Origin of the sequence: Streptomyces sp. NPDC048106, from assembly GCF_040706415.1 — a bacterium.
Classification (GTDB): domain Bacteria; phylum Actinomycetota; class Actinomycetes; order Streptomycetales; family Streptomycetaceae; genus Streptomyces.
The window spans coordinates 17,516-28,670 of record NZ_JBEZND010000023.1 but is presented as its reverse complement, the minus strand read 5'-3'; the positions used below and the strand labels follow the sequence as shown (position 1 = coordinate 28,670).

At 71.4% G+C, this 11,155-nt stretch carries 8 protein-coding genes; 1 reads left to right on the top strand and 7 read right to left on the bottom strand.

The genetic code is table 11. From position 1 onward, the window contains the following. From AB0927_RS23000 to AB0927_RS22970, 7 genes are all read right to left on the bottom strand, one after another. The coding region (locus AB0927_RS23000) for a hypothetical protein (protein ID WP_366669545.1) at nucleotides 1-458 on the bottom strand (458 nt) is incomplete at its 3' end. Nucleotides 459-722: 264 nt separating this feature from the next. Further along, on the bottom strand, nucleotides 723-1,268 hold the full coding sequence (locus tag AB0927_RS22995) for a hypothetical protein (protein ID WP_366669544.1): 546 nt from the start codon (nucleotides 1,266-1,268) through the stop codon (nucleotides 723-725). Beyond that, nucleotides 1,253-2,386 carry a ParA family protein gene (locus AB0927_RS22990; RefSeq protein WP_366669543.1) on the bottom strand — a complete coding sequence of 378 codons (1,134 nt, stop codon included), beginning with the start codon at nucleotides 2,384-2,386 and terminating at the stop codon, nucleotides 1,253-1,255. Before AB0927_RS22990 ends, AB0927_RS22995 begins: the two co-directional genes overlap by 16 nt. A 414-nt stretch (nucleotides 2,387-2,800) precedes the next feature. After that, nucleotides 2,801-3,925: an alanine dehydrogenase gene (ald, locus tag AB0927_RS22985; RefSeq protein ID WP_366669542.1), complete on the bottom strand. Its 1,125-nt coding sequence runs from the start codon at nucleotides 3,923-3,925 to the stop codon at nucleotides 2,801-2,803. 135 nt (nucleotides 3,926-4,060) lie between these two features. Beyond that, nucleotides 4,061-6,148: a tetratricopeptide repeat protein gene (locus tag AB0927_RS22980; protein ID WP_366669541.1), complete on the bottom strand. Its 2,088-nt coding sequence runs from the start codon at nucleotides 6,146-6,148 to the stop codon at nucleotides 4,061-4,063. A gap of 197 nt (nucleotides 6,149-6,345) precedes the next feature. Then, nucleotides 6,346-6,975: an NUDIX hydrolase gene (locus AB0927_RS22975; protein ID WP_366669540.1), complete on the bottom strand. Its 630-nt coding sequence runs from the start codon at nucleotides 6,973-6,975 to the stop codon at nucleotides 6,346-6,348. Between the two features lie 83 nt (nucleotides 6,976-7,058). Then, nucleotides 7,059-8,708, bottom strand: coding sequence for a CTP synthase (locus tag AB0927_RS22970; RefSeq protein ID WP_366669539.1), 1,650 nt, complete (start codon nucleotides 8,706-8,708; stop codon nucleotides 7,059-7,061). 603 nt (nucleotides 8,709-9,311) lie between these two features. Here AB0927_RS22970 and AB0927_RS22965 point away from each other — a divergent pair. Next, a complete protein-coding gene (locus tag AB0927_RS22965) occupies nucleotides 9,312-11,114 on the top strand; it encodes a glycoside hydrolase family 15 protein (RefSeq protein WP_366669650.1) in 1,803 nt (600 codons plus the stop codon). Nucleotides 11,115-11,155 lie beyond the last annotated feature (41 nt).

Here is an 11,155-nt window from a genome sequence, read left to right as displayed (position 1 = left end):
ATCTTCGGGCGTACCCGGCTGTCCGGGACCGGCGAGTTCTTCCGGCGCAGCCAGATATGCAAGCGCAGCAGACCCTTCGGGCGCGGCCGGACCTTCAGGGCCGGCGGGCCCTTCAGAGCCAGCCACTTCTGCGGACGCCGCCGGGCCGGCGGGCACAGCCGGACCTGTGGAGTGGCGAGGTTCCTCGGGCCCGACCAAATCTTCGGGCGTACCCGGCTGTCCGGGACCGGCGAGTTCTTCCGGCGCAGCCGGATATGCAAGCGCAGCAGGCCCTTCGGGCGCGGCCGGACCTTCAGGGCCGGCGGGCCCTTCAGGCGCAGCCACTTCTGCGGACGCCGCCGGATCGGCTGGGCGGCCAGGTTCATCGGACGCGGCCGAATCTGCGGGCGCAGCCGGCTCTTCGGGACCGGCGGGTTGTTCGGGCGCGGCCGATTGTGCGGGCACAGCCGGCTCTGCAAGCGCGGCAGGCTCTTCCGGACCGGCGGGTTCTTTGGGCGCAGCCGCTTCTGCGGGCACAGCCAAATCGGCCGGGCGACCAGGGTCATCGGACGCGGCCGGGTCTGCCGGCGCAGCCGCTTCTGCGGGCGCGGCCAGCGCTTCGCCGGGTTCGTCGCTCGTGGTGGTGGCCGGTACTCCCGGGCCCCGGCCCAGCGCGCGGCGGCGGCCGGCACCGTGGCCGGGGCGGAGCGCGTCGTTCGAGGTCATCGCCCCGCAGGCTACCGCTAACGCCCGCGCAGCCGCCGTACGAGGATGCTCGCGTCCCCTCGGGACTCCAGGTCAGCCAGCACCACGGCCACCGCCTCCCGCACGATGCGCCCGCGGTCCACCGCGAGCCCGTGCTCACCCCGGAGCACCAGACGCGCGTGCTCCAGGTCCATCAGTTCCTCGGCGGAGACGTACACCGTGATCTTCTCGTCGTGCCGCTCGCGCCCGCTGGGCCGCCGGTTCGCCGCCCGTCCCCGCTTGCGCGGCTGGGCGGCGGCCGCGGCACCGTCCGGCGCGGGCTGCCGGCGCCGGGTGCGGGACTCGCCGGTGTCGGCGGAGTCCGCCTCCGCCGCCACGTGCTCCGCGCCCTCGCCGTCCCCGCTCTGCACGGGCACGGCCTGCGGCGCGTCCTCGGCGGCGGCCACGTCGTCGCTGTCCTGCGCGGGCGCCGGCACCCTGGCCTCACCGGCCGCGCCGCGCCGGGGACTCGACGGCTGCAGCGCCATCCCCCCTGTCGTACGGAAGAGTTCGTCGGCCCCCGGCAGACTCACTCGGCGTGACACCGGGCGAGCACCTCCCTGGCGAGCTGGCGATAGGCGGCGGCACCGACGGAGTTGGAGGCGTACGTGGTGATCGGCTCACCGGCGACCGTGGTCTCCGGGAAGCGGACCGTGCGCCCGATGACCGTGTGGTAGACGTGGTCGTCGAACGCCTCGACCACGCGGGCCAGGACCTCGCGGCTGTGGACCGTGCGCGAGTCGTACATCGTCGCGAGGATGCCGTCCAGTTCCAGGTCGGGGTTGAGCCGTTCCTGGACCTTCTCGATGGTCTCGGTCAGCAGGGCGACACCGCGCAGCGCGAAGAACTCGCACTCCAGCGGCACGATCACCTTGTGCGCTGCGGTCAGCGCGTTCACCGTGAGCAGGCCCAGCGAGGGCTGGCAGTCGATCACGATGTAGTCGTAGTCGGGCAGCAGCGGCTTGAGCGCCCGCTGGAGCGTCGACTCGCGCGCGACCTCGGAGACCAGCTGGACCTCGGCGGCCGACAGGTCGATGTTGGAGGGCAGCAGGTCCATGTTGGGGACCGCGGTCTTCAGCAGGACCTCGTCCGCCGACATGCCCCGCTCCATGAGCAGGTTGTAGACCGTGAGGTCGAGTTCCATGGGGTTGACGCCGAGACCCACCGACAGCGCGCCCTGCGGGTCGAAGTCCACGAGCAGTACGCGCCGGCCGTACTCCGCGAGCGCGGCACCCAGGTTGATGGTCGACGTCGTCTTGCCGACACCGCCCTTCTGGTTGCACATCGCGATGATCTTCGCGGGGCCGTGGTCGGTCAGCGGGCCCGGGATCGGGAAGTACGGCAGCGGGCGTCCGGTGGGACCGACGCGCTCGCGGCGCTGGCGGGCCGCGTCGGGCGCGAGCGTGGCCGCGTACTCCGGATCGGGCTCGTACTCGGCGTCGGGGTCGTAGAAGTGCCCCTCGGGCAGTTCGTCGTAGTCGGCGAAGTGGTTGTGGGGCGCGCCACTTCCGTCGCCGGCCATGGCGTTCACGTGATGGCCATCCATGCTCTGGTGTGCTGTCCGGGGCATCTGCGCTCCCGGACTCTGGTGGGCTGCGAAGGTGCGCACAGCTACGGAGCCGACAGCCTCGAATCCCGCGGGCCCCTGGCCCCCTGCGGGCATTCCTGGTTGACCACCCCCGGGAGAAAATGTCGACTCATTCACAAGTCGTCTTACCTCCTTGGTGACCAGGAAACTTCTAGACAAGGTCAGCGTGGCACCATGCCGACGGTTGGCGACTCTATGGCGTGTCGGCGGTCCGCAGCAACACAATCCGCCGGACCCGGCAGGATGTGTCGGCAATGAAACATGTCGCTGTCAAGGGCGTACGTCCGTCGCACAGCAGGTTTCACCGGGGTGCGAATCGGTTGAACGGTTACGTTCGAGGCGAGTTGACCGAGAGCCGCAAAGTGACCATACACACATCCGGCCGGACCTTGTCGGGCAAGGTCCGGCCGGGCGTGGGCGGTTGACGAGACGTGTTGACGAATCGCCTTTTGCCGGTGGGCGACTTAGCCGCCCGTCAGGTCACGAGGGTCAGCCGAGCAGCGAGGCCAGCTCGACGTGCTCCATGCCGAGGGCCTCCGCGACCTCCTTGTAAACGACCTTGCCGTCATGGGTGTTGAGACCCTTGGCGAGCGCGGCGTCGCGGCGCAGCGCCTCGACCCAGCCGTTGTTGGCGAGGGAGACGACGTACGGCAGCGTCGCGTTGGTGAGGGCGTTGGTGGAGGTGTTCGGCACACCGCCCGGCATGTTGGCGACGCAGTAGAAGACCGAGTTGTGGACCTGGAAGGTCGGCTCGGCGTGCGTGGTGGGACGGGAGTCCTCGAAGCAGCCGCCCTGGTCGATCGCGATGTCGACAAGGACACTTCCCGGCTTCATGCGGGCCACCAGCTCATTGGTGACGAGCTTCGGGGCCTTGGCGCCCGGGATCAGCACCGCGCCGATGACCAGGTCGGCGTCCAGGACGGCCTTCTCCAGCTCGAAGGCGTTGGACATGATCGCCTTGACCTTCGTGCCGAAGATCTTGTCGGCCTCGCGCAGCTTGTTGATGTCGCGGTCCAGCAGGGTCACGTCGAAGCCCATGCCGACGGCGACCTGGGTGGCGTTCCAGCCGGAGACGCCGCCACCGATGACCACGGCCTTGGCCGGGGTCACGCCCGGGACACCGCCGGGCAGCACGCCGCGGCCGCCGTTGGCGCGCATCAGGTGGTAGGCGCCGACCTGCGGGGCCAGTCGGCCCGCGACCTCGGACATCGGGGCGAGCAGCGGGAGCGCGCGGTTCGGCAGCTCGACCGTCTCGTAGGCGATGGCGGTGGTGCCGGACTCCAGCAGCGCGTCCGTGCACTCCTTGGAGGCGGCCAGGTGCAGGTAGGTGAAGAGGATCTGGTCCTTGCGGAGGCGGTGGTACTCCTCCGCGATCGGCTCCTTGACCTTGAGCAGCAGGTCGGCGGCGGCCCAGACCTCGTCGGCGGTGCCCAGGATCTGCGCACCGGCGGCCACGTACTCGTCGTCCGTGATCGAGGAGCCGACGCCGGCGCCCCGCTCGATGACGACCTGGTGGCCGTTGCGCACCAGCTCGTGCACGCCGGCGGGGGTGATGGCCACCCGGAACTCGTTGTTCTTGACCTCGCGGGGGATGCCGACCTTCACGTCGATCACGGTCCTTGGCTCAGAGGGTATGGGGGGTGCATTACAGACGTACCCAGACATGCCTGGGCATACCGGGAGACACCGCAGAACGTGCGGCAGAGCCAGTTTAATGAAGGTGTTCCGCCTGTCTAGCCTTTCATTGCATCAATCTTCATCGGATGCACTGCGGATTTCGCAGGCGTTAGCGCCCTGTTCCGGGCTGATGGCCTGCTGTGACGGCTGTTCCGGTGCCTCCTCGCCCAGGAGACGCCCGGCGGTCGCGCGGTGCAACCGCGCCGCCGCCGGGTCCCCGAGGCGCTCCAGGGTGTCGGCGAGGCGAAGCTGCAACGCGGCCTGGAGCCGGACGTCGTCCGCGCGCCGGGCCCACTCCACCGCCTCCTGGCAGGTGCGCAGCGATTCCTGGGGGCGTCCCGCGTACTCCTGCACCCGGGCGGTCTCGCTCAACGCCCGTGCGTGGGCGGCGACATCGCCGCTCTTGCGGTAGGCCGCGCAGGCCGCCCGCCAGTTGCGCAGCGCCTCGCCGTAGCGGCCCGCGTAGGTGTGGGCGGTGGCGATGCGACCGTAGAGCCGGGCGGCCTCCGCGCGCTCGCCGCGGGCCAGCCGGTCGGCCAGCGCGCGCCCGAACCAGTCGGCGGCCCGGTCGTAGTCGCCCAGCTCCAGATGGGCACCGCCTACGGATTCCATCGCGCGGCCGGTCGCGTACGGGTCGTTCGCCGCGCGCCCGGCGTCCAGCGCGGCCCGGTAGCGGGCCAGCGCGTCCCGGGTGCGGCCGGTCCCCGCGTCCAGGTCGCCCAGGTTGAGCAGGGCCGCCGCCCGCTCCCGGGGCAGTCCGCGCCGCTCGGCGACGTCGAGCACCAGGCCGTGGACGCCGTACAGATCGACGGCGGCCGCCTGGGTGCCGACATGCGCGGCAAGGGCCCTGACCAGCTGCGACAGCAGCCGCCTCGCCAGCGTGTCCAGCTCTCCGTCGGCCACCGCGAGCCGGGCGGAGGCCAGCAGCGCGGGCTTGCGGACCCGCAGCCACTCGGCGGCCGCGCGGGGGTCGGCGAAGCGCAGCGCGCGGGGCAGGGCCTGGATCTTCTCCCGTGACTGGGGGCTGTCCGTCTCGGTGATGGCCCGGCAGGAGTGCAGCAGCCGTACGGTCCGCTCCAGCATCCGCGCCCGGGCGAGCTGGAGCTCCCCGGGACGCTCCTGGGCCTCGGTGAGGCCGCGCAGCAGCGGGTGCAGCCAGCCGGGGACCTCGTACTCGGCGAGCGGCGAGCCGACCGGGCGCAGCAGGCCGAGGGCGACGAAGTCGTCCAGGGTGGCGCGGGCGGCCTCGACGGAACAGCCGGCGAGCGCGGAGGCGGTGTGGTCGTCGACCGGACCGGCCGGGGCGAGGCTCAGCAGTCGCAGTATCCGGGCGGCCGGTCCCGGCAGTTCCTCGTGGATCAGCCGGAAGACGCGGGCCAGCGGGGTGGCGTCCGTCTCCTCCGCGCCGGCCTGTGGGTAGGCGCGCATCCGCTTGGCGAGGTCGGAGACGGACGCCTGGGGGCGGGCGGCGAGCCAGCCGCCGGCCAGCACCAGCGTCGCCGGATGGCCCTGGCAGGCCTCCACCAGGCTCTCGGCGGAGCGCGGGTCCACCGTGACGCGGACCGAGCCGGTGTAGCGGGTGAGCAGTTCGAGGGCGGACTTGGTGTCCAGGCCGCCCAGGGTGCAGGGGCGGACGTCCGAGATGCCGGTGAGCGGGCCCTTGGAGACGGCCACCACCAGGCAGTCCGGGGCGTCCGGGAGCAGGGCGTCGACCTGCTCGGCGCCGGCCGCGTCGTCCAGGAACAGCAGCTTCCGGCGGCCGTCGAGGGCCGTGCGCAGGGCGTCGGAGAGGTCGTCCTCGGCGGCGCCGGCCGGGGCGGGCACCCGTAGCTCGGCGAGCAGTTCGCGGGCGGCCCGTTCGACCGGCACCGGGGTGCCGTCGGGCTCGGCGAGCCGGGTGCGCAGCACCCCGTCGGGGTAACGGTGGGCGACCTGGCGGACGAGTTCCTCGGCGAGCGCGGTGCGGCCGGAACCGGGGCGTCCGGCGATCAGCAGCACCCGTGCGCGGGGGGCCTTGCGGCCGGCCAGGGTGTCCAGGCCCGCGCGCTCGATGTCGGCGCGAAGCTCCTTCAACTCACGTGCGCGGCCCAGGAATTGGTCGTCGTCGGCCGAGGGCGCGGACAGTCGCGCACCGCCTGTGTCCACCGCCTGATCCGTCACGGGCCACACTCCCGTCCCACACCGCACGCGCAAGCCCGCCGGATCTTCCGGTACGGGCGTTCAAGAGCCTAGTTCACTCTCTGCGACGTTCCGCTCGGAGCGCGGCGGGGGTGACGGGGACATCGCCCGATCGGATCAGGCGATGGTCACACCAATGCGGGCGCGGCTGGGTCCAGGGGCGATCCCACGGGGGTGTTTCAGGACGTGAACGGCCGGGCCGGCCACGGCGCGTCCGCCGGGCGCAGGGCGTCCAGGCCGTCCCCGCCGCGCGCGGCCACCAGGGAGAGGACCCCGACGACCAGGCAGTTGTTGTGCGCGTCGCCCGCGAGGATCCGGCGCACCAGCTCGTCGACCGGCACCCGCGCGTGCTCCATGCCGGCCTCCTCGTCCTCCGCCGCGAAGCGCTCGCCCTCGGCCTCCGACAGCTCACGGGCGAGGAAGATCCGTACGGCCTCGTCGCAGCCGCCGGGCGTGGTGTAGACGTCGGTCAGCACCCGCCAGTCCTCGGCCTTGACGTGCGCCTCCTCGTACAGCTCGCGCTGGGCGGCGTGCAGCGGGTTCTCGCCGGGCACGTCGAGCAGTCCGGCCGGGATCTCCCACAGCTTGTGCCGCACCGGGTGGCGGTACTGGTTGATCAGCAGCACCCGGTCCTCCTCGTCGAGGGCGAGGACGGCGACCGAGCCCGGGTGGACCTGGTAGTCGCGGTGGACCACCGAGCCGTCGGGCATGACCACGTCGTCCGTGCGCACCGAGGTCTTGTTGCCGACGAAGGGGGTGTCCGTCGCCCGGATCTCCCACTCCTCGGGGGTGTCCTTGATCGTCGTCATGCCCTGTCCTTCCCCATGTGCGCAGATGGCCGGGGCACGCTCCGTTCGGATCCGCGCGCCCCGGCCACCGTACAACTCTCCGGTTACTCGGCGATCTTCCGCTCGACCGCCGCCTTCACCAGACCGGCGAAGAGCGGGTGCGGGCGGGTCGGGCGCGAGCGCAGCTCCGGGTGCGCCTGGGTGGCGACCAGGTAGGGGTGCACGTCACGCGGGTACTCCACGTACTCCACGAGCTTGCCGTCCGGGGAGGTGCCGGAGAACAGGATGCCCGCCTTCTTCTCCAGCTCCGCGCGGTAGGCGTTGTTCACCTCGTAGCGGTGGCGGTGGCGCTCCTCGACGTACTCCTTGCCGTCGTACACCTCGCGCACGATGGAGCCCTCGGCGAGCTTGGCCGGGTACATGCCCAGGCGCATGGTGCCGCCCATGTCGCCCTCGCCGGCCACGATGTCCAGCTGCTCGGCCATGGTGGAGATGACCGGGTGGGCGGTGGCCGGGTCGAACTCGGTGGAGTTGGCGTCGGCGATGCCGGCCAGGTCGCGCGCGGCCTCGATCACGATGCACTGAAGGCCCAGGCAGAGGCCGAGCAGCGGGATCTTGTTCTCGCGGGCATAGCGGATGGCGCCGACCTTGCCGAGCACACCGCGGTCGCCGAAGCCGCCGGGGATGCAGATGCCGTCGACGTCGGCGAGCTGCGCCTTGGCGCCGGCCGGGGTCTTGCAGTCGTCGGAGGTGACCCACTTGATCTTGACGCGGGCGCGGTTGGCGAAGCCGCCGGCGCGCAGCGCCTCGGTGACCGACAGGTAGGCGTCGGGCAGGTCGATGTACTTGCCGACCAGGGCGAGGGTGACCTCGTGGTCGGGGTTGTGGACGCGGTCCAGCAGGTCGTCCCAGGTCGTCCAGTCCACGTCCCGGAAGGGCAGGTCCAGCTTGCGCACGACGTAGGCGTCCAGGCCCTCGGTGTGCACGACCTTCGGGATGTCGTAGATCGAACGGGCGTCCGGGCAGGCGACGACCGCGGCCTCGTCGACGTCGCACATCAGCGAGATCTTGCGCTTGATGGCGGTGGGGACCTCGCGGTCGCAGCGCAGCACGATGGCGTCCGGCTGGATACCGATGTTGCGCAGGGCGGCGACCGAGTGCTGGGTCGGCTTGGTCTTCAGCTCGCCGGAGGGGCCGATGTAGGGCAGCAGGGAGATGTGCACCACGAAGACGTTGTCCCGGCCCACCTCGTGGCGGACCTGGCGGACGGTCTCCAGGAACGGCAGCGACTCGATGTCGCCGACGGTGCCGCCGACCTCGGTGATGACGACGTCCACCTCGTCGGTGGCCATGCGCCGGATGCGGTGCTTGATCTCGTTGGTGATGTGGGGGATGACCTGCACGGTGTCGCCGAGGTACTCGCCGCGGCGCTCCTTGGCGATCACCGTCGAGTAGACCTGGCCGGTGGTGACGTTGGCCGAGCCGTCGAGGTCGCGGTCGAGGAAGCGCTCGTAGTGGCCGATGTCCAGGTCGGTCTCGGCGCCGTCGTTGGTGACGAACACCTCACCGTGCTGGAAGGGGTTCATCGTGCCCGGGTCGACGTTCAGGTACGGGTCGAGCTTCTGCATCACGACGCGCAGGCCGCGGGCCTTGAGCAGCATGCCCAGGCTGGAGGCGGTGAGGCCCTTGCCGAGCGAGGAGGCGACACCCCCGGTGACGAAGATGTGCTTGGTCGTCGTAGATTTCGGCGGCATGGCCAAGAGGGGGCTCCCGTGGTCGCTGGCTGTCGTGCGGTGCGGCTTTACGTCCCGGATCGCTCCGAGGGTGCCGTCGCTGCGGTTCGGGGGTTTCGGGCCCACCGGTCCACGGGCTACCAGGGTATCAGCGCCCGGAGAGGATGGCTTCCGGCCACGCTCCGTGCACGGATGCGTCGACTTTCGGCCACCTTCCGCGTTCGGCCGGGCACGGAGCGGCCCGCGCCGGGGAGGGACGACGCCACAGCCCGCCCAGGCGCCCCAGGGGTAAGCACAGCCCCGCGGGGCACACATGGTCATCACCGGGAGGTCACTCATTCGGCTCACACGGGTTGCCCGGAGCGGCACGCGGATCATCCGGGTGCGTCGTATCCTGCTCGGACATTCACTGCCGGGCCCGGCCGGACGACGGCACACCCCCGCCTGGATCACCCGGAACAACAAGAGCGCGGCAGTTCGTTGAGCAAAGACTGTCGTATTGCCTCAGGGCTCGGCGGACTGCTTTGCTTCACCGCTCAACGACGCATAACAACGAACCCTTGACCGCACTAAGCGACAGCCCCCTCGCGCGGGGGTGACGTGGCCGTTCGACTGGAGTTGCACGTGGCCGGGCGCATCGAAGACTACGCACTCATCGGAGACATGCAGACCGCCGCACTGGTCTGCCGGGACGGCACGGTGGACTGGCTGTGCCTGCCCCGCTTCGACTCCCATGCCGTCTTCGCCGGCCTGCTGGGCACCGAGGAACACGGCTTCTGGCGGCTCGGCCCGGCGCACGCGGCCGACAGCCGGCCGCCCGCGGCCGCCCGCCGGAGCTACCGCGGCGACTCGCTGATCCTGGAATCGGAGTGGGACACCCCACGCGGCACCGTCCGCGTGACCGATTTCATGCCCCCGCGCGACGGCGCGCCCCAGCTGATCCGGATCGTGGAGGGCGTCACCGGCCGGGTGCCGATGCGCTCGGCGCTGCGGATGCGGTTCTCCTACGGCCGCGTCGTGCCCTGGGTGCACAAGCACGAGGGCCGCACGGTCGCCGTCGCCGGACCCGACTCCGTGTGGTTCGACACCGAGGTCGAGACCTTCGGCAAGTCGCTGACCACCTACTCCGACTTCACCGTCGCCCCCGGCGACCGGATCGCGTTCACGATCTCCTGGGAGCCCTCGCACAAGCAGCCGCCCGCCCTGCCGGAACCGGAGCAGTCGCTGGAGGCCACGGAGCAGTTCTGGCGCGAGTGGGTCGAGCAGTGCACGTACCACGGGCCGTACCGCGAGGCCGTGGTCCGCTCGCTGATCACCCTCAAGGCGCTGACGTACGCCCCCACCGGCGGCATCGTCGCGGCCCCCACCACCTCCCTGCCCGAGGACATCGGGGGCGTGCGCAACTGGGACTACCGCTACACCTGGCTGCGCGACGCCGCGATCACCCTCTCCTCGCTGCTGCGCACCGGCTACCGCGAGGAGGCCCGCGCCTGGCGCGAGTGGCTGCTGCGCGCGGTCGCCGGCGACCCGGAGAACCTCCAGATCATGTACGGCATCGCGGGCGAGCGCGAGCTGGGCGAGGCCGAGCTGGACTGGCTGCCGGGCTACGAGGACTCCGCCCCGGTCCGGGTGGGCAACGGCGCGGCCCACCAGCTCCAGCTCGACGTCTACGGCGAGGTCACCGAGGCCCTGCACCTGGCCCACATGACGGGCCTGGCCCGCAACGACTACGCGTCGCTGCTCCAGCTCAAGCTGATCCGCTACCTGGAGGACCACTGGCAGGAGCCGGACGAGGGCATCTGGGAGGTGCGCGGCCCGCGTCGGCACTTCGTGCACTCCAAGGTGATGGCCTGGGTGGCCGTGGACCGCACCATCAAGCTGATCGAGTCCGGGGACGCGGACGGTCCGCTGGAGCGCTGGCGCGAGCTGCGCGACGACATCCACCGCGACGTGTGCGAGAAGGGTTACGACAAGGAGCGCAACACCTTCACCCAGTCCTACGGCTCCCAGGAGCTGGACGCCTCCCTGCTGCTGATCCCGCAGATGGGTTTCCTGCCGCCGGACGACAAGCGCGTCATCGGCACGATCGAGGCGATCCAGCGCGAGCTGTCCACCTCCGACGGCTTCATCCTGCGCTACCCCACGGAGGGCCGGGAGGAGGGCGTCGACGGCCTGCCGGGCGACGAGGGCGCGTTCCTCGCGTGCTCGTTCTGGATGGCCGACGACCTCGCGATGATCGGCCGCGTCGACGAGGCCCGGAAGCTGTTCGAACGGCTGCTCGCGCTGCGCAACGACCTCGGGCTGCTCGCCGAGGAGTGGGACCCGCGGCTCCAGCGTCAGGTGGGCAACTTCCCGCAGGCGTTCAGCCATGTGCCCTTGATCGACACCGCACTGCGGCTGACGGCCTCGGGGGCCTACGGAGGTTAGCCGGAGCGTGCGGGGGTCGGACGGCGGTCCGCTCCCGCTCG

What these genes read in the sequence shown, in the direction of transcription:
- AB0927_RS22990 (WP_366669543.1), bottom strand. Translation starts at nt 2,386, where the DNA reads ATGCCCGCAGGGGGCCAGGGGCCCGCGGGATTCGAGGCTGTCGGCTCC.
- AB0927_RS22975 (WP_366669540.1), bottom strand. Translation starts at nt 6,975, where the DNA reads ATGACGACGATCAAGGACACCCCCGAGGAGTGGGAGATCCGGGCGACG.
- AB0927_RS22970 (WP_366669539.1), bottom strand. Translation starts at nt 8,708, where the DNA reads ATGCCGCCGAAATCTACGACGACCAAGCACATCTTCGTCACCGGGGGT.